The organism is Pseudomonas paraversuta (genome assembly GCF_904063065.1).
GTDB lineage: Bacteria > Pseudomonadota > Gammaproteobacteria > Pseudomonadales > Pseudomonadaceae > Aquipseudomonas > Aquipseudomonas paraversuta.
On record NZ_CAJFCL010000007.1, the window covers coordinates 277,863 to 302,785 of the forward strand.

22 protein-coding genes are annotated in these 24,923 nt (G+C 58.7%); 8 read left to right on the forward strand and 14 right to left on the reverse strand.

The features are described from left to right. The first annotated feature begins 105 nt into the window (after window positions 1–105). Window positions 106–1,359: a serine hydroxymethyltransferase gene (gene glyA, locus JQ845_RS16295; RefSeq protein WP_203009262.1), complete on the forward strand. Its 1,254-nt coding sequence runs from the start codon at window positions 106–108 to the stop codon at window positions 1,357–1,359. A 144-nt stretch (window positions 1,360–1,503) separates the two neighbouring features. Here the strand turns inward: glyA and yjiA are convergent, their stop codons facing one another. The 6 genes from yjiA to katB all read right to left on the reverse strand — a co-directional run bounded on the left by yjiA (window position 1,504) and on the right by katB (window position 8,599). Continuing rightward, window positions 1,504–2,466, reverse strand: a complete 963-nt coding sequence (gene yjiA, locus JQ845_RS16300; protein WP_202210264.1) for a GTPase — start codon at window positions 2,464–2,466, stop codon at window positions 1,504–1,506. A gap of 121 nt (window positions 2,467–2,587) precedes the next feature. Next, window positions 2,588–2,785: a YbdD/YjiX family protein gene (locus JQ845_RS16305; RefSeq protein ID WP_003443968.1), complete on the reverse strand. Its 198-nt coding sequence runs from the start codon at window positions 2,783–2,785 to the stop codon at window positions 2,588–2,590. A gap of 15 nt (window positions 2,786–2,800) precedes the next feature. Next, window positions 2,801–4,867 (reverse strand): carbon starvation CstA family protein, encoded by a 2,067-nt coding sequence (locus JQ845_RS16310; RefSeq protein ID WP_003443970.1) that lies wholly within the window; start codon window positions 4,865–4,867, stop codon window positions 2,801–2,803. 170 nt (window positions 4,868–5,037) lie between these two features. Further along, a complete protein-coding gene (radA, locus tag JQ845_RS16315) occupies window positions 5,038–6,405 on the reverse strand; it encodes a DNA repair protein RadA (protein ID WP_003443972.1) in 1,368 nt (455 codons plus the stop codon). 45 nt (window positions 6,406–6,450) lie between these two features. Beyond that, window positions 6,451–6,981, reverse strand: coding sequence for an ankyrin repeat domain-containing protein (locus JQ845_RS16320; RefSeq protein WP_003443973.1), 531 nt, complete (start codon window positions 6,979–6,981; stop codon window positions 6,451–6,453). 76 nt (window positions 6,982–7,057) lie between these two features. Next, a complete protein-coding gene (gene katB, locus JQ845_RS16325) occupies window positions 7,058–8,599 on the reverse strand; it encodes a catalase KatB (protein WP_003443975.1) in 1,542 nt (513 codons plus the stop codon). A gap of 280 nt (window positions 8,600–8,879) precedes the next feature. Between katB and mscL the strand changes: the two genes are divergently transcribed. Further along, on the forward strand, window positions 8,880–9,293 hold the full coding sequence (gene mscL / locus JQ845_RS16330) for a large-conductance mechanosensitive channel protein MscL (protein ID WP_003443977.1): 414 nt from the start codon (window positions 8,880–8,882) through the stop codon (window positions 9,291–9,293). A 52-nt stretch (window positions 9,294–9,345) separates the two neighbouring features. Here the strand turns inward: mscL and JQ845_RS16335 are convergent, their stop codons facing one another. Beyond that, entirely contained in the window at window positions 9,346–10,122 is a 777-nt protein-coding gene (locus JQ845_RS16335) for a ferredoxin--NADP reductase (protein WP_203009263.1), read from the reverse strand. A 236-nt stretch (window positions 10,123–10,358) separates the two neighbouring features. Between JQ845_RS16335 and JQ845_RS16340 the strand changes: the two genes are divergently transcribed. Next, window positions 10,359–11,483, forward strand: a complete 1,125-nt coding sequence (locus JQ845_RS16340) for a methyltransferase (protein ID WP_003443981.1) — start codon at window positions 10,359–10,361, stop codon at window positions 11,481–11,483. Window positions 11,484–11,667: 184 nt separating this feature from the next. On the opposite strand, the gene JQ845_RS16345 is transcribed toward JQ845_RS16340, so the two are convergent. Genes JQ845_RS16345 through JQ845_RS16355 form a run of 3 tightly spaced genes read right to left on the reverse strand, consistent with a single transcriptional unit; the run spans window position 11,668 to window position 14,343 of the window. Then, window positions 11,668–11,835 carry a DUF2474 domain-containing protein gene (locus JQ845_RS16345; RefSeq protein WP_003443983.1) on the reverse strand — a complete coding sequence of 56 codons (168 nt, stop codon included), beginning with the start codon at window positions 11,833–11,835 and terminating at the stop codon, window positions 11,668–11,670. A gap of 57 nt (window positions 11,836–11,892) precedes the next feature. Next, window positions 11,893–12,900, reverse strand: coding sequence for a cytochrome d ubiquinol oxidase subunit II (gene cydB, locus JQ845_RS16350; protein WP_003443985.1), 1,008 nt, complete (start codon window positions 12,898–12,900; stop codon window positions 11,893–11,895). Window positions 12,901–12,903: 3 nt separating this feature from the next. Beyond that, entirely contained in the window at window positions 12,904–14,343 is a 1,440-nt protein-coding gene (locus tag JQ845_RS16355; protein ID WP_003443987.1) for a cytochrome ubiquinol oxidase subunit I, read from the reverse strand. A 401-nt stretch (window positions 14,344–14,744) separates the two neighbouring features. Here JQ845_RS16355 and JQ845_RS16360 point away from each other — a divergent pair, with 401 nt between their 5' ends. Beyond that, on the forward strand, window positions 14,745–15,980 hold the full coding sequence (locus JQ845_RS16360; protein WP_203009264.1) for an MFS transporter: 1,236 nt from the start codon (window positions 14,745–14,747) through the stop codon (window positions 15,978–15,980). 17 nt (window positions 15,981–15,997) lie between these two features. Here JQ845_RS16360 and JQ845_RS16365 read toward each other — a convergent pair whose 3' ends face one another. Next, on the reverse strand, window positions 15,998–16,543 hold the full coding sequence (locus JQ845_RS16365) for a DJ-1 family glyoxalase III (RefSeq protein WP_003443991.1): 546 nt from the start codon (window positions 16,541–16,543) through the stop codon (window positions 15,998–16,000). Between the two features lie 58 nt (window positions 16,544–16,601). Continuing rightward, window positions 16,602–17,039, reverse strand: coding sequence for a DUF4879 domain-containing protein (locus tag JQ845_RS16370; protein ID WP_037001613.1), 438 nt, complete (start codon window positions 17,037–17,039; stop codon window positions 16,602–16,604). Window positions 17,040–17,315: 276 nt separating this feature from the next. Here JQ845_RS16370 and JQ845_RS16375 point away from each other — a divergent pair, with 276 nt between their 5' ends. Together JQ845_RS16375 and trmA are read left to right on the forward strand one after the other, a co-directional pair. Beyond that, window positions 17,316–18,611: an NCS2 family permease gene (locus JQ845_RS16375; protein ID WP_003443995.1), complete on the forward strand. Its 1,296-nt coding sequence runs from the start codon at window positions 17,316–17,318 to the stop codon at window positions 18,609–18,611. Continuing rightward, the gene (trmA, locus tag JQ845_RS16380; protein WP_010655535.1) at window positions 18,608–19,696 is read left to right on the forward strand and encodes a tRNA (uridine(54)-C5)-methyltransferase TrmA; all 1,089 of its coding nucleotides are present in this window, start codon (window positions 18,608–18,610) and stop codon (window positions 19,694–19,696) included. The genes JQ845_RS16375 and trmA overlap by 4 nt, the downstream gene beginning before the upstream one ends. 74 nt (window positions 19,697–19,770) lie before the next feature. On the opposite strand, the gene JQ845_RS16385 is transcribed toward trmA, so the two are convergent. Both JQ845_RS16385 and quiC read right to left on the reverse strand, forming a co-directional pair. Continuing rightward, window positions 19,771–20,448: a TetR/AcrR family transcriptional regulator gene (locus tag JQ845_RS16385; RefSeq protein ID WP_003443999.1), complete on the reverse strand. Its 678-nt coding sequence runs from the start codon at window positions 20,446–20,448 to the stop codon at window positions 19,771–19,773. 71 nt (window positions 20,449–20,519) lie between these two features. Beyond that, complete coding sequence (quiC, locus tag JQ845_RS16390; protein WP_203009265.1) at window positions 20,520–22,430, reverse strand: 3-dehydroshikimate dehydratase QuiC; 1,911 nt, start codon at window positions 22,428–22,430, stop codon at window positions 20,520–20,522. Window positions 22,431–22,659: 229 nt separating this feature from the next. Here quiC and JQ845_RS16395 point away from each other — a divergent pair, with 229 nt between their 5' ends. Both JQ845_RS16395 and JQ845_RS16400 read left to right on the forward strand, forming a co-directional pair. After that, window positions 22,660–23,988, forward strand: coding sequence for an MFS transporter (locus tag JQ845_RS16395; protein WP_003444003.1), 1,329 nt, complete (start codon window positions 22,660–22,662; stop codon window positions 23,986–23,988). Window positions 23,989–24,033: 45 nt separating this feature from the next. Beyond that, window positions 24,034–24,918, forward strand: a complete 885-nt coding sequence (locus tag JQ845_RS16400) for a DMT family transporter (RefSeq protein WP_203009266.1) — start codon at window positions 24,034–24,036, stop codon at window positions 24,916–24,918. Window positions 24,919–24,923 lie beyond the last annotated feature (5 nt).

Below are 24,923 nucleotides of genomic sequence, written 5' to 3' on the forward strand. Positions count from 1 at the left end.
TGCTTGCAGTTTGATCAGGAACGCCGTGAATCGCTTTCATATGCCAGATAAAACCCATTGGGTTAGAATGCCCTCCTTTTCTGCCCCCGATCCTTGAGGACCGCCATGTTCAGCCGTGATTTGACACTTGCCAAGTTCGACGCCGACCTTTTTGCCGCCATGGAGCAAGAAGCTCAGCGCCAGGAAGAACATATTGAGCTGATCGCTTCGGAAAACTACACCAGCCCAGCGGTCATGGAAGCTCAAGGCTCGGTTCTGACCAACAAGTACGCCGAAGGTTATCCGGGCAAGCGTTACTACGGTGGCTGCGAATACGTCGACGTCGTCGAGCAACTGGCCATCGACCGTGCAAAAGAACTGTTCGGCGCCGATTACGCCAACGTTCAGCCGCACGCCGGCTCCCAGGCCAACAGCGCTGTATACCTGGCCCTGCTGTCGGCCGGTGACACCATTCTGGGCATGAGCCTGGCCCACGGCGGTCACTTGACCCACGGCGCCAGCGTTTCGTCCTCGGGCAAGCTGTACAACGCCATCCAGTACGGTATCGACGCCAATGGCCTGATCGACTACGACGAAGTTGAACGTCTGGCCGTTGAGAACAAGCCAAAAATGATCGTGGCCGGTTTCTCTGCCTACTCGCAGATCCTCGACTTCCCGCGTTTCCGCGCTATCGCAGACAAAGTCGGCGCCTACCTGTTCGTCGACATGGCACACGTGGCCGGTCTGGTTGCAGCGGGCGTTTACCCGAACCCGGTTCCTTATGCTGACGTAGTGACCACCACTACCCACAAAACCCTGCGCGGTCCACGTGGCGGCCTGATCCTGGCCAAAGCCAACGCCGACATCGAGAAGAAGCTGAATTCGGCTGTTTTCCCGGGTTCCCAGGGCGGTCCGCTGGAGCACGTTATCGCGGCCAAGGCCGTGTGCTTCAAGGAAGCGCTGCAGCCTGAGTTCAAGGCTTACCAGCAACAAGTGGTCAAGAACGCTCAGGCCATGGCTTCGGTGTTCATCGAGCGCGGTTTTGACGTGGTCTCGGGCGGTACTGAAAACCACCTGTTCCTGCTGTCGCTGATCAAGCAGGACATCTCCGGTAAAGATGCTGACGCCGCTCTGGGCAAAGCCTTCATCACCGTGAACAAAAACTCCGTACCGAACGATCCACGCTCCCCGTTCGTTACCTCGGGTCTGCGTTTCGGTACTCCGGCTGTCACCACCCGCGGCTTCAAGGTTGAAGAATGCCGTGAGCTGGCAGGCTGGATCTGCGACATCCTTGACGACATCAACAACGAAGCCGTTATTGATACCGTTCGCGAGAAGGTCAAAGCCATTTGCGCCAAGCTGCCTGTTTACGGCAACTGATAGCAAACAGCTGAAAAAAAGCCCGGCTTTCTAGCCGGGCTTTTTTCTGGGCGCTCTGCGGATACGCCCTGTAGGAGCGAGCTTGCTCGCGAGCTTCTTCAAACCATAAACAGCCCGCGCCTACAGATATACGGCGGTGATGGATCAGAGCCGTGCAAACCCTTCGCGAATGGTGGCCTCCGGCAATTCATCGGCAATAAACACCATCACGCTTTCGCGCAGCTCGCCCTCGGCCCATTCGGTGTCCCAATCAAAACCGTAGAGCTTGAGCACACCCTGAAACACCAGGCGCCGGTCTTCACCGGCAATATTCAATACACCCTTGTAACGCAGCAGCTGTTTACCGTGCTCTTCCAGCAGCTCGTTCATAAAGGTGCTGAGGCTGTCGATATCCAGCGGTTTTTCGGTGCGCAGCACCATGCTGGAAATACGGTCCGCAGAAGCCGCAGGCTGTACCGGGCGCAAATTCAGACCGCCACCTGGATCTGCATTCAGGTTGAACCCGCGCACATCCAGCAGCTCGGCCAGATCAATCTTGCCGTGCTCCACCACCCGGATCGGCGCCCGGCGATTGATCCGGGTCAGGCGCTGGCACAGCGCATCAAATGTGGTGTCATCCACCAGATCACGCTTGCTCACCAACAGCCGGTCGGCAAAGCCGATTTGCGCCTGGGCGATGGTCTGGCTCAGGTGAACCTCGGCGTGGGCGGCATCCACCAGCGTGATGATGCCGTCCAGCAGATAACGCTCACGCAGTTCTTCGTCAATAAAGAAGGTTTGTGCCACCGGCGCCGGATCAGCCAGGCCGGTGCATTCGATGACCAGCCGGTCGAAGGTGATTTCACCGCTGTCCAGACGCTCAAGCAACAGGTACAGCGCCTTGGTCAGATCAGTGTAAATGGTGCAGCACACACAGCCATTGGACAGGGTCATGACTTGCACCGGCTCATCGCCCAACAACTGGGTGTCGATTCCGGCATCGCTGAATTCGTTTTCAATCACGGCGATTTTCAGCCCGTGCTCGGCCTTGAGCAGATGACGCAACAAGGTGGTTTTACCGGCACCGAGAAATCCGCTGAGGATGGTGACGGGGATTGGAGAGGTCATGTCGGGTCTCCTGTTGAACACAAAAAAATGTGGGAGCGGGCTTGCCCGCGAAGGTATCGACAGTCGATGCCCTCGCGGACAAACCCGCTCCCACAGTCAGATACAACCCGCCCTTAGCGGATTAACAGCACTTGGGCCCGCCCTTGCCGCCGTAACGCGCCTCCTGGCGCTCCCGAAAGAACGCTTCGTAGGTCATTACCGGCTTGTCCGGGTGTTTGGTTTGCATATGCTCGACGTAATTGTCGTAGTCGGGCATGCCGACCATCAGGCGCGCGGCCTGACCGAGGTATTTACCGAGGCGACTCAGGTCATTGAACATGTTTGCAATCCTCTGTCATGCATCCGGTAGGGAGTGGTACGGCGCTTCTTTATCCGTACGTTCTTTACGCCCCCAGGCCGCGGCACCGACTTTAACGGCATAGAACAGAATGCTGAACACCACGAACAGGAACAGCACGGTCAGACCGGCGTTGGTGTAGGCATTGATGATCACGTGCTGCATCTGATCGATGTTTTTCGCCGGGGCAATCACTTGGCCGGCATCCAGTGCGGTGCTGTATTTTTTCGCCAGGGCCAGGAAACCGACCGCCGGGTTGGCGTCGAACAGCTTGATGAAACCGGCGTAGGTGGTGCAAATCAGCAGCCAGACCGCTGGCAGCATGGTTACCCAAATGTAGCGCTGGCGCTTCATTTTGATCAGCACGACAGTGGCCAGCATCAGCGCAATCCCCGCCAGCATCTGGTTGGAAATACCGAACAACGGCCACAGGGTGTTGATGCCGCCCAGCGGGTCGATTACGCCCTGGTACAGCAGGTAACCCCACATCGCCACACAAAGACCGGTTGCCAGCACGTTGGCTGGCCACGACTCGGTGCGCTTGAGGGCTGGCACGAAGCTGCCAAGCAAGTCCTGCAACATGAAGCGACCGGCACGGGTGCCCGCGTCGACCGCGGTCAGAATGAACAGCGCCTCAAACAAAATGGCGAAGTGATACCAGAACGCCATGGTGTTTTCGCCCGGCAGCACGTTGTGCAGGATCTGCGCGATCCCCACTGCCAGGGTCGGTGCGCCGCCGGCACGGGCCAGAACCGTGGTTTCACCGATGTCATGGGCCAGTGCCGTCAGTGCGTCCGGGGTAATTGCAAAGCCCCAGCTGCTCACCGTTTGCGCCACAGTCACCACATCACCGCCGACAATGGCGGCCGGGCTGTTCATGGCGAAGTACACACCAGGCTCGATGACCGACGCGGCAACCATTGCCATGATGGCCACGAATGACTCCATCAGCATCGCGCCGTAGCCGATATAACGGGAGTTGCATTCGTTATCCAGCAGTTTGGGCGTGGTACCCGAGGCAATCAGTGCGTGGAAACCCGACACCGCCCCGCAGGCAATGGTGATGAACAGGAACGGGAACAGACCGCCTTTCCACACCGGACCGGTGCCGTCGACGAATTGGGTCAGGGCCGGCATTTTCAGCTCGGGCATGGTGACCAGAATGCCGATCGCCAGGGCCACGATGGTGCCGATTTTAAGGAAGGTGGACAGGTAGTCACGGGGCGCAAGTACCAGCCACACCGGCAGCACCGCCGCCACAAAGCCGTAGCCGATCAGCATCCAGGTGATTTGCGTACCGGTGAAGGTAAATATCGGCGCCCACTCCGGGCTGGCCGCAATCTGGCCCCCCAGCCAGATGGAACCCAGCAACAGCAACACGCCGACAATCGAGATTTCACCGATACGGCCCGGGCGGATGTAGCGCATGTAAATGCCCATGAACATCGCGATCGGGATGGTGGCCATCACTGTGAACATGCCCCACGGGCTCTCGGCCAAGGCTTTGACCACGATCAGCGCCAGCACCGCGAGGATGATGATCATGATCAGGAAGCAGCCAAACAGCGCGATGGTGCCAGGCACCTTGCCCATCTCTTCGCGCACCATGTCGCCCAGGGAGCGACCGTTGCGACGAACGGACATGAACAGGACCATGAAGTCCTGTACTGCACCGGCCAGCACTACCCCGGCAATCAGCCAGAGCGTGCCCGGCAGATAGCCCATTTGCGCAGCCAGTACCGGCCCAACCAGAGGCCCGGCGCCGGCGATGGCTGCAAAGTGGTGACCGAAAAGAATGTGTTTGTTGGTCGGGACATAGTCCAGACCGTCGTTATTGACCACCGCCGGTGTCGCCCGCAGTGGGTCCAGTTGCATCACCTTGGTGGCGATAAACAAACTGTAATAACGGTAAGCGACCAGGTAGATGGCAACGGCTGCCACTACGATCCACAAGGCGTTGACCGCCTCGCCTCGGCGCAAGGCCACTACGCCAAGGGCGCAGGCTCCTACAATTGCCAGCACCAGCCACGGGATGTGGCGTAGCAGGCTATTTTTATTATTCATTTTTATATTCCGGCCAGTTGGACAAGAAAGACTGCCACCGGAGTTTAGCGCCCCCAGCTCTAAAGACCACCCCCTTACCTTGGTCTAGAGCCTTCTTTTACGGTTTTATGCTTGGCTATTGATCCGTTTGCGCAGTCAGGCCTGCGCGGTGCTTGCCGCTGTTTGAAGCGCTACTCAAACAATGCATCCAGCGCCTGTTCCAGACGGGTCACGCCAATTACCTTCAGACCCGGCGGCGACTCTTTGGGGGCGTTGCCCATAGGCACGATGGCCCGTTTGAAACCGTGCTTGGCCGCCTCTTTCAAGCGTTCCTGACCGCTGGGCACTGGTCGTACTTCACCCGACAACCCCACCTCGCCAAATACCAGCAGATCGTGGGGCAGCGGTTTATTGCGCAGGCTGGACATCACGGCGGCCATCAGTGCGAGGTCGGACGCGGTCTCCAGCACCTTGACCCCGCCCACCACGTTGAGGAATACATCCTGATCGTGGGTCGGAATTCCACCGTGGCGATGCAGGACGGCCAGCAACATGGCCAGGCGGTTTTGATCCAGGCCCAGGGTGACCCGGCGCGGATTGGACATGTGGCTGTCATCCACCAGTGCCTGCACCTCTACCAGCATCGGGCGTGTGCCTTCCCAAGTGGCCATGACCACACTGCCGGGCACTTCTTCCTGGGCCCGGGTGAGGAAAATCGCAGACGGGTTGGAGACCTCTTTCAGGCCCTTGTCGGTCATGCCGAACACGCCCAGTTCGTTAACTGCGCCGAAGCGGTTTTTTACCGCCCGCAACAAACGCAAACGACCGTCGGACTCGCCCTCGAAATACAGCACGGTGTCGACCATGTGCTCCAGCACCCGGGGCCCGGCCAGCGCGCCCTCTTTGGTGACGTGGCCCACAAGGAAGATCGCGGTGCCGCTGGACTTGGCATAGCGCACCAGCAATGCCGCACTTTCACGCACTTGCGACACGCCACCCGGGGCCGATTGCAGCTGCTCGGTGAAGATGGTCTGGATCGAGTCGATCACCATGACCTTGGGTTTTTCCAGCTTGGCGGTGGCGATGATGCTTTCGATGCAGGTCTCGGTCATGACCTTGAGCTGATCCTGGGGCAAGCCCAGACGGCGGGCGCGCATGGCTACTTGCTGCTGCGATTCCTCGCCGGTGACATACAGCGCAGGCATGCGCGAGGCCATATGACACAAAGTTTGCAGGAGAATGGTCGATTTACCGATACCGGGATCGCCGCCGATCAGCACCACCGAGCCGTCCACCAGACCGCCACCGAGCACCCGGTCCAGCTCGCCCGAGGCGGTGGAGAAGCGCGGGATTTCAGCAATGCTGACCTCGGCCAGGGTTTTGATCTGGGCTTGTTGCCCGGTCCAGCCGGTGCGCCCGCTGGGTGGCGCGGCAGCACCACTTTCAACAATGGTTTCGACCAGGGTGTTCCAGACGCCGCACTCACCGCACTGCCCGGCCCACTTGGGGAAAGTTGCGCCGCACTCGGTGCAGCCGTATATGCGCTTGGGCTTGGCCATCTGAACTCCACGGAAAAACCGCGATGATAGCCCAGCACACCCGTATTAGTGCGATCGCGGCATACGGATTTCGCCATCGGCCAGCCGGGCGGCACTATTGCCCTGTGCATCTTCGGCATTCAGGTCCGCCCCCTTGCGCGACAAATCCCTGAGCAATTCGGCCCGCTGAAACAGGCCTGCATACATGGCAGCGGTCTGCCCCGCGCCGTTGCGCTGATCGGGGTTGCAATCAGTGCCCAGTAAACGGCGGGCAATCCGGACTTCGCCCTTGAAAATCGCGCCCATCAGGGCTGTATTACCGCGCAAGTCTTGGGCACAGGGGTTTGCGCCAGCCTTCAGCAAGTGCTCAACCGCCTCGCCCTGACCGTTGTAGGCCGCAAGGATGAGCGCGGTATAACCCTTGCTGTCTTGCACATTGAGGCTGTAGCCGGACTCGATAAAGGTATCGAGCATGGCCACGTCACCACGGCGCGCCGCATCGAAGTAATAGTTCCGGAGTTCGGCCTGTACATCGGGTTCGGCGGCCAGGGCAAGCCCGCTGACAATAAGCAGAGTCAGGGATAAAAGCGTTCTCATAGGTTCATACCTTAACCGCCCTGTGGGAGCGAGCGTGCTCGCGAACAAGCTCGCTCCTGCAGGATTGGTAACTAAGTCAGTCGACCAGTCTGGCGGCCAGTGCCTTGACCCGGCCCAGGTCACCCTTGGCCACTTTGGTCACGCCGGTGCCGTATTCAGGGTCGGCCTTGTACAGAAACGACAGCATGATGTGTTTGCTCTCATCGTCTGTTGTCGCCAAAGACTCACCGAAACTTTCAATCAGATCCTGACGCTCTTTTTTGCTGAAGGAACGGTAAAGATCCCCCGCCTGTTTGAAGTTTTGCTCACGCTGAATCTTCGCTTGCTGGGTGGTGCCCGACACTGGCATTTCGCTGTAACGCGCAGCTTGCGGCTCTTCGCGCGGCATCAGGCGGCTCGGCTGATAATTCACCCCGGTGACGGTATGACCGATATTCATCGCACCGTCCTGGTTGCCATTGTTGACACCATTGCGCGGGGCATTTATCGGCAACTGCATGGCGTTGGCACCAAGGCGGTACATCTGCGTATCGGCATAGGAGAACACCCGGCCTTGCAGCAGACGGTCTTCGGAAGGCTCGATACCCGGCACCAGATTGGCCGGGGCCATAGCGACCTGCTCGGTTTCCTGAAACACATTGGCCGGGTTGCGGTTCAACACCATCTGCCCGACTTTGCGCTCAGGTACCCCCGGCCAGATTTTGGTTGCATCCAGCGGGTCAAAATCGAAGGTTTTCAGATCTTGCGGCTTGAGTACCTGCACGTACAAATCCCACTTGGGGAAATCGCCCTTGTTGATATGGGCCACCAGATCGTTGGTCAGGTGGCTGTAATCACGGCCCTGAACCCGGGTGACCTGTGCGGGATCCAGATTATTGAGGCCCTGGAGGCTTTTCCAGTGGAATTTCACATAGCGCACGTCACCTTTGGCGTTCACCAGTTTGTAGGCGTGTACCCCATTACCGTCCATCTGGCGATAGCTGGCCGGCGTACCTGCGTTGGAGTACAGCTCGGTCAGGGTGCGGGTGGCTTCGGGTACATGGGAGAAGAAGTCGAAGCGCCGTGAGTCGTCGTCAAGGTTGGTGCGCGGGTCGGGCTTGAAGGCATGCACCATGTCCGGAAACTTGATCGCATCGCGGATAAAGAAGGTCGGGAAGTTGTTGCCTACCAGGTCCCAGTTACCGTCGGCGGTGTAAAACTTGGTGGCGAAACCCCGTGGATCACGCAGGGTTTCCGGCGAATGGTTGCCGTGCACCACAGCCGAAAAACGGACAAACACCGGCGTGGTTTCACCCGCGGCAAATACTTTGGCTTTGCTCAGATCACTCATGTCACTGGTCACTGTAAAGGTGCCGTGAGCCCCGGTGCCGCGGGCATGCACCACACGCTCCGGGATGCGTTCGCGGTCAAAGCGCTGAAGTTTTTGCAGCAACTGCACGTCTTGCAGCAATACCGGGCCGTTTGCCCCTGCCGTTTGCGAGTTCTGGTTATCGCCGACTGCGGCACCGTTGTCGCGAGTCAAGGTGGCGGCCTGTACTGAAACCGACAGCAGGCTGGCGCTCAAAACACACAGCAGGCGACGCTGTGAAAACGCTCCAGAGCCTAGGGGGATGGTCATGGGTAAGTCCTCTGATTATTAGGTGCGCATCGGGGCGCTGGCCAAAGGCTAGAGGGCCGGGGAGCAAATTCTAAATAGAAAGGTCGCAACTACCTGATTGAAATAAAAGTCTGGCATTAAGGCATCTGAGGGGGTATCGACCGCAAGTTTCCGCGCTTTTTAGAAAACTATCGGCACTTGAGCCGGTCGATTAAACAGCCAATAAGCATCACAGCAGGCAAGATCAGCAAGGCTGACTTACACTGCACTCACCAACTTCATATGTAACAAGGAATAACCTATGGGCGTGATAAGTGAGTTCAAGGCCTTCGCGGTCAAAGGGAATGTGGTCGACATGGCCGTCGGTATCATTATCGGCGCGGCATTCGGCAAAATCGTTTCATCCTTCGTTGGCGATGTAGTCATGCCACCTCTGGGTCTGTTGATCGGAGGTGTGGACTTCAGTGACCTGGCCATTACCCTCAAAGCCGCCGTTGGTGATGCACCTGCCGTGGTTGTGGCGTATGGCAAGTTCATCCAGAGCGTGATCGACTTCATCATCGTCGCGTTCGCCATCTTTATGGGCGTCAAGGCGATCAACCGCCTGAAGCGTGAAGAGGCTGTGGCTCCAAGCGCACCGCCCGTACCGACTGCCGAAGAAGTGCTGCTGAGCGAAATTCGCGATCTGCTCAAGGCGCAACACGATCGACCTTAACGATCCGATAAAAAAATGGCGCCTGCGGGCGCCGTTTTTTATGGCCGGCCGGTTACCAGTAGTTTTCAACCGCTACTTGCCCGGGACGGCGACTCAGGCTTAGTTGCAACCCCCGCGCTTTGAGCAACTTTCTGGTGTCATCGATCATTTGCGGATTGCCACACAACATCACCCTTGAATGTTCGGGCGTCAGGCTGATCTTCACCCGCTCTTCAAGTGCTCCATTTTCAATCAATGTGGTAACTCGCCCGCTTAAAGCCCCCTCATGCTGCTCGCGCGTGACAATCGGCACATAGGTAAATTTATGTGCATATTCCGACAAGTAATCACGCTCAACCAGACCGGCAATCAAGGCCTGATAGGCCAGTTCTCTGGTTTCCCGCGCACTGTAAACCAGCACGATATGCTCAAACTTTTCCCATACTTCAAAGTCTTGCAGGATCGACAGAAATGGCGCGATGCCGGTCCCGGTCGCCAGCATCCACAGATTCTGCCCGTCAACAAAGCGGTCCAGGGTCAAAAAACCATAGGCCTGGCGCTCGACCAGCAGGGTATCGCCAACTTCCAGACGACTGAGCTCACTGGTGAACTCGCCTCCCGGCACGACAATGGAGAAGAACTCCAGGAACTCGTCATGGGGTGAGGACGCCATTGAATAGGCCCGCCACACCGTGCTGCCATCGGCCTTGGTCACGCCCAGACGGGCGAATTGACCCGCAGTGAAACGAAAACCCGGGTCGCGGGTGGTACGCAACGTGAAAAGACCGGGGGTCAGCGGGGTAACCTCAAGCAGCGTCTGGCGGGTAAATTTTTCTGCACTGGCAGTCATGTCGCACTCCATTGGCTAGTGCAGTAGTGTCGCGCAAAGACAGACACAGGAACACCGACGGTTTGTGCTGGCTTTGCACCCACTGCCAGGCGGATGTTGCCCGCCGGGTAAACGCATCAGGTAATCCCCGGCAAAAAAAAGTAAAATCGCCTGCATCTGTAAAACCCACGGACGCCAGTGCTGCGAAGTGGCCCTGCGGCCCGGTTGCCACTGTTGATTCCCCAGAGTTTGTAAAAATGCCTGTGCTCGAAAGCCCTTTCGCCCAACTCCGCTTGATCCGCCAACCAGAACAGCAAAACGAGCCGCTACAGGCTTTCGACGCTGCGGACGAGTATTTGCTTAACCATCTGGCCGAACAGGGTCTGCCCGCCAACAGCCGGGTTCTGGTGCTCAATGACAGTTTCGGGGCTCTGGCGATCAGTCTGGTGGCCAATATGCAGGTCACCAGCAGCAGCGACTCGTTCCTCGCCATCCAGGCCCTGGAAAAAAATCTGGTGCGCAATGGCCAGGCGTTCGATGCCGTCACGGTCATCCCCGCCAGCCAGCCTCTGGTTGGCCCTTTCGATTGTGTGCTGGTGCGCGTACCCAAAACCCTGGCCCTGCTCGAAGAGCAACTCATTCGGTTGCAAGGCCAGCTGGCCCCGGGGGCACAGGTGATTGCCGGCGCGATGATCAAGCATTTGCCCCGTGCGGCAGGTGATTTGCTGGAGCGTTATATCGGCCCGGTCCAGGCTTCGCTGGCCGTGAAAAAAGCCCGCTTGCTGATGGCCACCCCTGAAGCCAAAGAGCCGTTTACCTCGCCCTACCCTTCGCGCTACTTACTGGACGAACCGGCCATCGAGCTGCTCAACCATGCCAACGTCTTCTGCCGTGAAGGGCTGGACATCGGCACCCGTGCATTCCTGCCCCACCTTCCCAAAAACCTGGGCTCGGCCCGGGTGGCAGATCTGGGTTGCGGCAATGGCGTGCTGGCCATCGCCAGTGCCCTGAATAACCCGGATGCGCAGTACACGCTGGTCGATGAGTCGTTTATGGCCGTGCAGTCCGCTCGCGAAAACTGGCAGGCAGCGCTGGGGGAGCGTGAGGTAATAGTGCGTGCCGCAGACGGCCTTGCAGGGCAAGAACCTGATTCGCTGGACGTCGTGCTGTGCAACCCGCCTTTTCACCAGCAGCAAGTGGTGGGCGACTTTCTGGCCTGGCGCATGTTTCAACAAGCCCGGGAAGCCCTGGTCGTCGGCGGCGCGCTGTATATCGTCGGCAATCGCCATCTGGGTTATCACAGCAAGCTGGCCAAACTGTTTCGCGGTGTTGAACAAGTGGCGGCTACGCCCAAGTTCGTCATTCTCAAGGCGCGCAAGTAAGCACAGCCCCCAGCGGGAGCAGCCGTGCCACACTCAATTGCTCGCGCGCTGTTCAAGAAGGCCGCGCTCACTCTGTGATCAATATGGGCCTGGTAAAGAGCTCGCTCCTACTCCGGGCCGGGCCAGAGAATTACCCACAAACAAAAAAACCCTCCGGAGAGGGGTTTTTTATGAGTGGCGACCATCAGTGGCTTTTCATGCCCGCAGCGGTCATGAACAGTCGGATCAGCCAGGCGAATACGCCTAATGACGCCACACTGGCGGTCCAGATCACCAGCAGCCAGCCGACCCGTTGCCATAACGGCTTTTTCTCGGCCTCTTGCACCTCATGTAGATAGTCCTTGCCAGCCATGTTGCGGCCTCCTCTCGGGAAAAGGCTGCGACCATCAGGCCGCAGCGGCACTTCTAACTAGTGATAACCGTCTTCGTGGGTGACCTTGCCGCGGAACACGTAGTAGCTCCAGAAGGTGTAACCCAGAATGAACGGGATGATGAACAAGGTGCCCACCAGCATAAAGCCCTGGCTCTGCGGCGGTGCGGCAGCTTCCCAGATCGTGATTGATGGCGGGATGATGTACGGCCACAGGCTGATGCCCAAACCGCTGTAGCCCAGGAAAATCAACACCAGGGTCAACAGAAACGGCGTGTAGTTGGCGTTGCGGGCAATCGCTTTGAACAAACCGAACATCGTGAGCAACACCAGAATCGGTACCGGCAGGAACCAGAACAGATTTGGCAGGGTGAACCAGCGCGCAGCAATTTCAGAATGGGCCAAGGGTGTCCACAGGCTGACGATGCCCATCAACACCAGTACTGCCAGGGCCAGCGGGCGCCCCAGTTTGTGCATCTGCTGTTGCAGGTCGCCCTGGGTTTTCATGATTAGCCAGGTACACCCCAGCAGGGCATAGGCCACGATCAGTGCAAGGCCGCAGAACACGGTAAAAGGAGAGAGCCAGTCCATGCCGCCCCCGGCGTACTCCCGGTTGACTACCGGTATGCCGTCAATGAAGGCCCCCAGTGCCACCCCCTGGAAAAACGTAGCCACCAGAGAACCGCCAATGAACGACTTGTCCCATATATGACGTTTCTCGGGCCTGGCCTTGAAGCGAAACTCAAAGGCCACACCGCGAAAGATCAGGCCCAGCAGCATCAGGATCAAAGGCAGGTACAAGGCTGACAATACGACCGCATAGGCCAGCGGGAAAGCGCCAAACAATGCCGCGCCGCCCAGCACCAGCCAGGTTTCGTTGCCGTCCCAGACGGGAGCAACAGTGTTCATCATCACATCGCGGTCACTTTCGCCCTTGATAAAGGGGAAGAGGATGCCGATCCCGAGATCGAAGCCATCCATGATCACGTACATCATGATCCCGAAGATGATGATGATTGCCCAGATAAGTGGCAGATCAATACCCATGACTCAATTCCCCTTAGTCAGGCTGTCGCTGTGGCCTTCATCCGTACCCTCGTGGGCAGCAGACAGAGGACGGGCAGGCGTGCGTGGCTGGCCTGGACCACCTTCGTTGTGTGTATCGCCTTCATGGGTAATCGGGCCTTTGCGTACCAGACGCATCATGTAGCCCAGACCCACACCGAACAGCGCGAAGTACACCAGCACAAACAGGACCAGCGTGATGCTCATTTGCGTAACGCTGTGATTGGACGACGCGTCGGCGGTGCGCATGAGCCCGTACACCACCCACGGCTGGCGACCTATCTCAGTGGTAAACCAGCCCATCAGAATCGCCACCAGACCCGACGGCCCCATCCACAACACCAGACGCAGGAACCAGCGGTTCTCGTACAGTGTCCCGGTCTTGCGCAGCCACAGGCTCCACAAGCCGATAAAGATCATCAGCATGCCCAGCGCAACCATGATCCGGAATGTGAAGAACACAATGGTCGAGTTCGGACGGTCCGCGGCCGGGAAGTCCTTCATTGCCGGGATCTGTTTGTCCAGACTGTGGGTCAGGATCAGGCTGCCCAGGTACGGCACTTCGATCTTGTAGTCCGTAGTCTCGGTTTTCATGTTCGGGATGCCAAACAGGATCAGCGGCGACGCTTCACCGGGTTTGTTCTCCCAGTGACCTTCGATCGCAGCGATTTTTACCGGTTGATACTCAAGGGTATTCAGGCCGTGGGCGTCGCCGATAAAGGCTTGCACCGGTGCCACCACCAGTGCCATCCACATCGCCATCGAGAGCATGCGGCGAATGGCGGGGGTGTTTCGGCCGCGCAGCAGGTGCCAGGCTGCCGAAGCGCCGACAAAGAACGCCGTGGCCAAAAAGGCAGCCGTGGCCATGTGCGCCAGACGGTAAGGAAAGGAAGGGTTGAAAATAACTGCCAGCCAGTCCACCGGAATAACCCGGCCATCAATGATTTCGAAGCCTTGCGGCGTCTGCATCCAGCTGTTGGACGCCAGAATCCAGAAGGTCGAAACCAATGTACCCAGGGCCACCATCACCGTGGAGAACATATGCATGCCGCGACCGACCCGGTTCCAGCCGAAAAGCATGACCCCCAGAAAACCGGCCTCAAGGAAGAATGCGGTGAGTACTTCATAAGTCAGCAAGGGGCCGGTAACGGCTCCGGCGAAGTCAGAGAACCTCGACCAGTTCGTGCCGAACTGATAGGCCATGACCAGCCCGGACACCACGCCCATCCCGAAGTTGACGGCAAATATCTTCGACCAAAAATGGTACAGGTCGCGGTAGGTGTCCTCACGGGTTTTCAGCCACATGCCTTCGAGCACCATGAGATAACTGGCAAGACCGATGGTAATGGCGGGAAAGATGATGTGAAACGACACGGTAAACGCGAACTGAATTCGGGCGAGATCCAGAGCCTCCAAACCGAACATAAGTCTTCCTCTATCAGGTATCAGGTGGTTCAGGACACAGAAGCGGCGCCTGTATCCAACTTCCCTGCCGATAATGGCCTCAGCGAATCGGTGTCCGCTTTTTCATCCACCACGCAAGGGGTCTGGCCGGCTGGCCATCCAGATAAACCGCAACGGGTTTTGACCTGGATCAAACATTGCTGAAAGAGTAGTCCATTCCCATCAGGGCGCTAATGTGGTTTGTTGCCGCGTGACATGATGTCCCAGGGCCAGTAATACACCCTTGCAGGAATTGAATGTTTTCTCGAAAAAGCCCCGGACAACAGAGTTTCAAGCCCCCTTCGCCTGGCCAATTCGAGTCATTATTTGTTACACAATGATGATAATCTCAATTTCCCCAGCCCTCTGCCCCGACCCTTTCAATGACCAGTCAAACGCTCCTGCTACGTCATCACCGGCCATTTGTGGCCTTCTGGTTCGCCCGCATCTTCACCGCCAGCGCCTTTCAAATGCTGACCGTGGCCATTGGCTGGAATGTCTACCAACTCACCGGCAATGTGATGGATCTGGTCTGGGTCGGGCTGATCGAGTTCGCACCGCGGGTGATGTTCATGCTGCACACCGGGCATGTGGCCGATCGCTATGATCGGCGCCGGGTGGCAGCCCTGTGCCAGACGCTGCAAGCCATGATTGCCCTGACCCTGGCCATCAGCAGTGCAACCGACCATATCAGCCGCGAGCTGATCTTTGTCCTGGCCTTTCTACTGGGGGGCGCCCGCTCATTTGAAATGCCCACCACCCAGGCATTGCTGCCCTCAATCGTGCCTATCGCCCTGTTCCCCAGGGCCGTGGCGGCCGCTCAAGCAGCCCAGCAGTCGGCCACCATCGTCGCACCGGCGCTGGGCGGATTGCTCTATGCGTTTGGCAGCGTCTGGGTCTACGGTCCCACGGTGGTGCTGTACCTCATAGCCGCGCTGTTGATGAGCAACCTGCCCGCGCGCCAGACTGCACTGAACAAAGGCAAGGCCACCCTGGACTCACTGTTGGCCGGCATTCGTTTTATTCGCAGCCGCCCGGACATCCTCGGCGCCATCTCCCTCGACCTGTTCGCGGTGTTGCTGGGCGGCGCCACCGCCTTGCTGCCGGTGTTTGCCAAAGACATCCTGCTCACCGGCCCATGGGGCCTGGGCATGTTGCGTTCGGCGCCTGCGGTCGGGGCCTTGCTGATGTCACTGTGGTTGGCCAGGTTCCCGGTCGAGCGCAAGGTGGGGCGCATCATGTTTACTGCCGTGGGGGTATTCGGTGTCGCCACCATCGCGTTCGGGCTGTCGACCTCGTTCTGGTTTTCGATGCTGGTGCTGGTGGTACTGGGCGCGGCCGACATGATCAGCATGGTGATCCGTGCCTCGTTCGTGCAGCTGGAAACCCCGGATGAAATGCGCGGGCGCGTCAGTGCCGTCAATGGCTTGTTTATTGGCGCGTCCAACCAGTTGGGCGAATTTGAATCAGGGGCTACAGCGCACTGGCTGGGCACCGTGCCGGCGGTGGTGCTGGGCGGAGTCGGCACCCTGGTCGTCACGGGGCTGTGGATAAAACTGTTCCCCGGCCTGGCCAACCGCGACCGGATGGTGGAAGACAAACCACCTGCTCAGCCCTGATACCTGGGGCGCCACCCCTATATCCGGGCCGCCAGCGCATTGCATCGCGCCTTGCCGCAGAGCTGCTCGACCAGCGCGAGAGCAAATGCCAAAGCCGCCCCGCAACCCTGGGCGGTTATGCAGTTGCCATCCACCACCACTGGCTGGTCAATAAAGTTGCACCCCGAAAGCCGGTCACTGACCGATGGCAGACATGTCATGCGCCGCTGCTTGAGTACCCCGGCAGGCTGCAGCACCAGGGCAGGCGCCTCGGCAATGGCGGCGTAAAAACCGCCGGCCCGGGCCTGATCGGCCAGCATTTGCATTAAAGGCTGGTGGGCCGCCAGGTGCTCGCAGCCCACCGCACCACCGGGCAACACAATCAGGTCGAAAGCCTGGGCCAACAGGTCAACCAGCATGCCGTCGGCTGTCAGGCGCGTGCCTCGGGCACAGGTCAACATGCGCCGGCCCTCGACACTGGCCACCACCACCTCGACCTCGGCACGGCGCAGAACATCGATCAAAGTCACGGTTTGCAGGTCGTCGACACCTTCAGCGACAGGAATCAGGGCTCTATAGGTCATAGGCTTTCTCGCACAGAGGAGCTATCAGCTTAGGTCAGCTTCGCCGCCATGGGTCTGGCTACTTTATATACAGCCTGGCGCCAAGCCGATTGTGCGGGGGCGTCAGGGAGGTGTTGCTGAACTGGAACCAGCCGCCCTGCCGGTTACCCAGATCGAAGCTGTACAGGTAGCCCACCGTAGTACCGGCACCATTACAGGTCACCAGCCCTTCACCCTGATTGCACACCGGGGTGCGAACGCCATCCACTTCCTGGCCGTCCAGGCTCACATTGGGCTGGCCGCCATAACCGCGTTCAAGCACGTACACCTTGATGCCGGGAGCCTGATGGTCGCATTTGGTCTGTTCGCGACCATCGGACACATCCTCTACGGCGCAGGAAGCGGATACCACCTTGAGTATTTCGACGCGGCTCAAGGGCATCGCCGGTGCGGCGTTCAACGCAGCACTGAGCAACAGGCTAAAACAGACAAAAACAGGTTTGATCGTGCACTTCATGGCTTGCCCCCGATAACTGGCACGCAGTATGCCTGTGCACTTGAGGTAACAAAACATGACGCCGCAGGGCATCCAAAGCAGCCAGACGTCCGAGCTGCTGGTATGATGCGCGGCTTTTTCCGACAGACAGAAATTCTCAGGCTATCAGGGTCTGTTGACGCTTGGTCATGACACGCGCCCCGAGGGGACGACAGCCAAGGATCAACAGATCCCTAATCTGTGCTTTGCTGTTGAAAACGATTTAATCACGGCGCATTTGGCGCCACGGGGACTGGCATGCTGGAAAGGCTGTTTCAACTCAAAGCACACGACACCAATGTGCGTACCGAGATTCTTGCGGGTATCACCACTTTCCTGGCGATGGCCTACATTCTCTTCGTGAACCCGAGCATCCTCGGCGAAACGGGAATGGACAAAGGCGCGTTATTTGTCGCCACCTGTCTGGCAGCCGCCATCGGCTCGGCCACCATGGGCATCATCGCCAACTACCCGATTGCCCTGGCTCCGGGCATGGGCCTGAACGCCTTCTTCACCTATACCGTGGTCCTGCACATGGGCCACACCTGGCAAGTGGCGCTGGGGGCGGTATTCATTTCGGCGGTGCTGTTCTTCCTGTTGTCGATCTTCCGTATCCGCGAATGGATCATCAACAGCATCCCGCTGCCGCTGCGCTCGGCCATTGCCGCCGGCATCGGCCTGTTCCTGGCGCTGATTGCGCTGGGTAACGCCGGTATCGTCGTCGCCAACAAAGCCACCCTGGTGGGCATGGGCGACCTGAGCCAGCCCAAAGTGATTCTCGCCTCTCTGGGCTTTGCCCTGATCGTAGGCCTTGAAGCCCTGAAAATGCGCGGTGCGGTACTGATCGGCATTCTGGCCGTGACCATTGCTTCGATTGCACTGGGTGTCACCGAATTTGGTGGCGTGGTGTCGATGCCGCCATCCCTGGCCCCGACCTTCCTGCAACTGGACATCAAAGGCGCACTGGACATCGGTCTGATCAGCGTGATCTTCGCCTTCCTGTTCGTTGATCTGTTCGACAACTCCGGCACCCTGATCGGCGTTGCCAAGCGTGCCGGCCTGATGGGCAAAGACGGGCACATGCCGAAAATGGGCCGCGCCCTGATCGCCGACAGCACCGCGGCCATGGCCGGTTCGTTGCTGGGTACCTCGACCACCACCAGCTACATCGAATCGGCAGCAGGCGTGAGCGCCGGCGGCCGTACCGGTCTGACCGCCATCGTGGTCGGCATCATGTTCCTGCTGGCGCTGTTCTTCTCGCCACTGGCCGCCAGCGTTCCGGCATTCGCTACCGCCCCTGCGCTGATGTTCGTCGCCGTATTGATGATGAGCGGCCTGGCCGAAATCGATTGGGACGACATCACCGTTGCCGCTCCGGTGGTGATCACCGCGCTGGCGATGCCGTTCACCTATTCCATCGCCAACGGCATCGCCTTCGGCTTTATTTCCTGGACCGTGATCAAGCTGCTGTCGGGCCGCGCGCGCGAGCTCAATGCACCGCTGATCATTCTGTCGATTCTGTTTGTGATCAAGCTGGGTTGGTTTAACGCATGAGTGCTTTGCCGTTCGATTCTGCTACCTACGCCATTGAGCTCGAAGCCAAGGCCAATCGCCTGCGCGAGCTGCTGGCGCCCTTCGATGCACCTGAACCCCAGGTGTTCGACTCGCCCCTCAAGCACTTTCGCCTGAGGGCCGAATTCCGCCTGTGGCGCGAAGGGGGCGAACGTCACTACGCCATGTTTGCGCCGGATGACAAGCGCACGCCGATCCTGATCGAAGACTTCCCGATTGCCAGCCTGCGCATCAATCAACTGATGCCGCAGCTCAAGGCCGCCTGGAAAGCCAGCTCGGCCTTGAGCCACAAGCTGTTCCAGGTAGAGTTCCAGACCACTCTGTCCGGCGATGCGATGGTCACATTGTGCTATCACCGCCCGTTGGACGAGCACTGGCAAACCGCTGCCGAGCAGTTGGCCAAAGACCTGGATATCAGCGTGATTGGCCGCTCCAAAGGTAAACGCGCTGTGATCGGCCGTGATCACGTGGTCGAGCAGCTGGAAGTGGCAGGCCGTACCTTCACTTATCAACAGCCCGAAGGTGCGTTCACCCAGCCAAACGGCACGGTCAACCAGAAGATGCTCAACTGGGCATACGAAGCGTTGGGCGAACGTCAGGATGATCTGCTGGAGCTGTATTGCGGCAACGGCAACTTCACCCTGCCGCTGGCCACCCGCGTGCGCAAGGTGCTGGCTACCGAAATCAGCAAGACCTCGGTCTATGCCGCGCTGAACAATCTGCGCGACAACGCTGTGGATAACGTGACACTGGTGCGACTGTCGGCCGAAGAGCTGACCGAGGCCCTGAACGAAGTACGTCCGTTCCGCCGCTTGCAGGGCATCGACCTGAAAAGCTACGAGTTCGGCAGCGTCTTCGTCGACCCGCCACGTGCGGGCATGGACCCGGACACCTGCGAGCTGACCCGACGCTTCGACAACATCCTGTACATCTCCTGCAACCCGGCCACCCTGGCGGAAAACATCGCCCAGCTGCACGATACCCACCGTATCGAACGTTGCGCCGTGTTCGACCAGTTCCCCTGGACCCACCACATGGAATCGGGCGTATTGCTGGTTCGCCGGTAACCGCCTACATCACTCATTGGTAGCCCCTGCCCCCCGGCAGGGGCTACCAATAGTCTGCCGGGCATGCCCGGCGATCACGCCTGCAGATAGCGCAAAATCGAGTCAGTAATCATTTCGCGTTGGCGCTGTTTTATCTGGCTGTCAGACAAATCGATCTGAAAAATCTCACCCAGCGTGTAGCGATTCGACACCCGATAAAAACAGAAAGAACTCACCAGCAAATGCACGTCGAGCGCATTGAGCCCCGCACGGAACACTTTCTGCTCAACCCCGCGCTGCAAGATATCCTCCAGCGCATGCACGATTGTGTCGTTCAAGGCCTTGATACCTGACGAGCGCTTGATGTACTCGCCCTTGTGAATATTTTCGACGCTGACCATGCGTACAAAGTCCGCGTTAAGGTCATGGTGATCGAAGGTAAATTCCACCAGTTTGCGAATCGCCGGCACCGGCGCCAGCTCTTCGAGATGCAACTGGCCCTCAATGTGCCGGATCTCACCGTAGAGCTTCTCCAGCACTTCGACGTAGAGCTGCTCCTTGCTGCTGAAGTAGTAATAGATCATGCGCTTGGAGGTGTTGGTACGCTCCGCGATCGCGTCCACCCGGGCCCCCGCCAACCCCTGCTCCACGAACTCGGCAAGGGCTTCGTGCAGAATATTCTCGCGGGTCTTCTCCGGGTTGTTTTTACGGCTTTTACGCGGCTCGACAGCCGGGGCCGTGGCACCGCTGTCGACTTCTGGAATCTGGGTCATTAAAGGCTCACGGCCATCAGGGAATGCCCGCGATTATGGGCTGCCCCGTTCGTCGAAGGAAGTCGCCCGGCCTATAACTTGGCCTGACGTGCCGCGCCACTGCGGGATTTGGCCATCGCTGCCAGGCGAACTGCAACGTTGGCTGCGCCATAACCGGCATAGCCGTTTTTACGCTGCAACAGCTCAAAGAAAAAGCGCCCGGCAAAAGGCTCGGTGTACACGTGGAACAACTCACCGCCCTGGGCGTCACGGTCGTACAGCACGTTGAAGTAGGCCAGTTCGCTCAAGAACTCATCATCAAAATCAAAGCGCGCCGCCAGGTCGTCATAGTAGTTGAGCGGGATATCCAGCAGCGGTACCCCTGCGTCTTTCGCACGACTGACTTCGGCAAACAGGTCGTCACACTCGAATGCAATGTGATGTACGCCGGAACCGCGATAGCTCGACAAGGCATGTGAGATAGCGGTGTTTCTGTTCTCGGAAATATTCAGCGGCAAGCGAATGGAGCTGCAGCGGCTGCGCAAGGCCCGGCTTTTTACCAGGCCATAGGGGTCAGGCAGTACCACTTCGTCATCGGCTTCGAAGTCCAGCAGGCTTTTATAGAACAGCACCCAGCTGTCGAGGCTGTCTGCAGGCAACGCCATTGCCATGTGGTCAATGCGTTTAAGTCCGCCCGACGCGGCCCGGGCAGGCGTGAGGTTGAAGTCCGACTGGTACAAGGGGTTGCCGGCGGCGTCCTGGTCCACCAGATAAATCAGGCTTCCATCCGGCGCCCGTACGGCCGCCAGCTCCAGCTCATTGGGGCCGACCAGGCCGCGATAGGGCTGACCTTTGTAGGCCACGGCCCGGGCCAGCGCGCTGGTGCTGTCCTGTACCCGTATCGCCGTGGCGCACAACGACGGCCCGTGGGCCTCGAAGAAGTTGTGGGCAAAGGAGTAAGGCTCAGCGTTGAGAATCAGATTGATATCGCCCTGGCGCAACAAGCTCACATTTTTCGAACGGTGCTGACCGGCCCTGGAGAACCCCAGACGCTCAAGCCATTGCGTCAACTGGGCGCCCTGACTGTCATCCACGGCAAATTCGAGAAACTCGATGCCGTCGTAGTCGCTCGCCTTTGGCGGCGCGAATAACGGCTCCAGCAGAGTTGCCGGTTCGGCCTGGCGAGCCAGACGCTCACGGGTTTTTTCTTCGAGATACAGCAGCGAGCGAAAGCCGTCGGCGGCATTGGCCCGGGTAGGCGCGGCACGAAAACCGTCGTTGAAGATTTCCAGCGACAAGGGACCTGTGTAGCCACTCTCAATGATCGGCGCCAAAAAGCCTGGCAGGTCGAATTCGCCCTGCCCCGGGAAGCAGCGGAAATGCCGGCTCCACTCCAGCACGTCCATCGCCAGCACCGGCGCATCGGCCATCTGCACGAAGAAGATCTTGTCTCCCGGGATCTGCGCGATGGCACTCGGATCGCCCTTGAGCGACAGGGTGTGGAAGCTGTCGAGCAGCACCCCCAGGTTCGGATGATCAATCTGCCGTACCAGGTCCCAGACCTGTTGCCAGGTATTGACGTGACGGCCCCAGGCCAGGGCCTCGTAGCCGATGCGTAAATTGCGCGCGCCGGCACGTTCGGCGAGCAGGCTCAGGTCATCCAGCAGAATCTGCGGCTCACCCAGGGCGTCAGCAGCGGCATTGCTGCAGACCAGCACCAGGTCCGTGCCCAGTTCCTGCATCAAATCGAATTTGCGTTCGGCGCGGTCAAGGTTGCGGGCCAGACGATCGCGGCGGCAGCCTTCAAAGTCACGAAAGGGTTGAAACAGGCTGATGGCCAGGCCCAGGTCGGCACATATTTGGCGCACCTCGCGCGGACTGCCGTCATAATAAAGCAGGTCGTTTTCAAAGATCTCGACCCCGTCAAAACCTGCCGCCGCAATGGCGTCCAGTTTCTCCGGCAAGGTGCCGCTCAAAGAAACGGTGGCAATCGAACGCTTCATTTTTTACTCCCTGAATTGGCACAGCCTGCAAACGACAGCATTTCTTAATAGCCTGATTATTAAGGGCGCCCTATTATTGAGCAATCACTGTGTACTAAACGGTTAGTTTTGCGGGCGATTATCGAACACTATGGCCTATCTCGAATTGACGACTTTTTGTCCAGTCGCCACCATCAATCTGCTGCTCCAGCTTCACCACATAACAATTCCAAGAAACGGATAAACAACCATGGTCCCTTCTCAGACTGCACGTACCAAGCCTGCCCAAGGTCCACACGCGGGTATCGGCGACAAGATCCGCGGCACCATGGCGATCGGCAAGACCCGCTGGGGCATGCTCGCGCTGGTGTTTTTCGCCACCACCCTGAACTTCATCGACCGCGCCGCCCTGGGTGTGATGCAACCGATTCTGGCCAAAGAAATGAGCTGGACGGCGATGGACTACGCCAACATCAACTTCTGGTTTCAGGTGGGCTACGCCATCGGCTTCGTCCTGCAAGGCCGGCTGATTGACCGGGTGGGCGTAAAGCGGGTGTTCTTCTGCGCGGTACTGCTCTGGAGCCTGGCCACTGGCGCCCATGGCCTGGCCACCTCGGCTGCCGGCTTCATGATCTGCCGCTTTATTCTCGGCTTGACCGAAGCGGCCAACTATCCGGCCTGCGTCAAGACCACGCGCCTGTGGTTTCCGGCCAGCGAGCGGGCGGTGGCCAGCGGCATTTTCAATGCCGGGACCAACGTCGGCGCCATGTTCACCCCGATGATGCTGCCACTGGTATTGCATGTATGGGGCTGGCAAGCGGCCTTTTTGTGCATGGCCGCACTGGGTGGCATCTGGCTGATCTTCTGGGGGTTGAAGTACTACAACCCTGAAGATCATCCGACTGTGTCCAAAGAGGAACTGAACTACATCCAGCAAGAAAAAGAGCCTGAACAGACCACCGTTTCTTTTGCCACCATCCTCAAGATGCGTGGCACCTGGGCATTCGCCCTGTCCTACGCCATGACGGCCCCAGTGTTCTGGTTCTACCTGTACTGGCTGCCGCCCTTCCTGAACCAGCAATACAATCTGGGGATCAGCGTCACGCAGATGGGTATCCCGCTGATCATCATTTACATCACTGCTGACTTCGGCAGCGTCGGTGGCGGGATTCTGTCTTCGGTGCTGATCAAGCGCGGCATGGCGGCGGTCAAGGCGCGCCTGGTGTCGATGCTGTTATGTGCGATCGCCATCATTGGCGTGGTGATGGCCGCAGGCTCCAGCCAGCTGTGGGTGGCTGTCGGCGCGATTGCCCTGGCACTCGGCGCACACCAGGCCTGGACGGCCAACGTGTGGAGCATGGTGATGGACTACACGCCGAAACACATGATGGGCACAGTGTTCGGCTTTGGCGGGATGTGTGCCGCCATCGGCGGCATGTTCATGACCCAGTTCGTCGGCTATGTACTGACCGTCACCAACAACAATTACACATTGTTGTTCACTATGATTCCGGCGATGTACTTCATTGCGTTAGTGTGGATGTACTTCATGGCTCCGCGAAAAATCCCACAAGTATAAAAAGCGGGCCAGACCTCCACACCCAGCACCACCTTGAGGTATTCGATGACAATGCCCACCCCCCTTTCAGGGGTTAACCAGCCTTTGAAAGGCATCTTGCTGATCGTGGCGGCCACGGCCCTGTTCTCCAGTCACGATGCACTGTCCAAATACCTCAGTGGCTTTTACCCGGTAGTGATGGTGGTGTGGGCCCGTTATCTAGTGCACACCCTGCTGATGGCGGGGATTTTCCTGCCGCAGTCGGGGCTGCGGGTCTTACGCAGCAAGCGCCCTTCGCTTCAGGTTCTAAGGGCGATATGCCTGCTGGGTTCAGGGCTGTTTTTCACCTACGGCCTGCTGTATATCCCACTGGCCGAAAACACCGCGGTCAACTTTCTGGCGCCGCTGCTGGTGGCAGCATTGTCCGGGCCCCTGCTGGGGGAGAAAGTTTCACTCGGCCAATGGCTGGCCGTGGTTTGCGGATTTATCGGGGTGGTGATCATTATTCATCCAGGCGGTGAGCTGTTCACCCCTGCGGTGTTATTACCTATGGCGGCAGCGCTGTGCTTCAGCTGCTATCAGATTCTCACCCGCAAACTCAGCCTGTACGACAGCCCCACCACCAGTAATTTCTTTGCCGGGCTATTCAATGTGCTGGTGATGAGTGCGCTGGTGCCGTTCTTCTGGCATACCCCGACTCTGGCCCACGGCCTGCAAATGCTTGCCCTGGGCGCATTCGGCATGACCGCGCACTTGCTGTTGACCCAGTCTTTTCGCGTCGCCGCCCCGGCACTGCTGGCGCCATTCAGCTATTGCCAGATCGTGTTTTCCGGAATATTGGGCTGGTTGCTTTTTGATCACACGCCAGACTTCACCACCCGTATCGGCATCGCTATTATCTGCATCAGCGGTCTGGCAGCTGCCTTGCAGCAACGTCGCACACGGGCCTGAACACT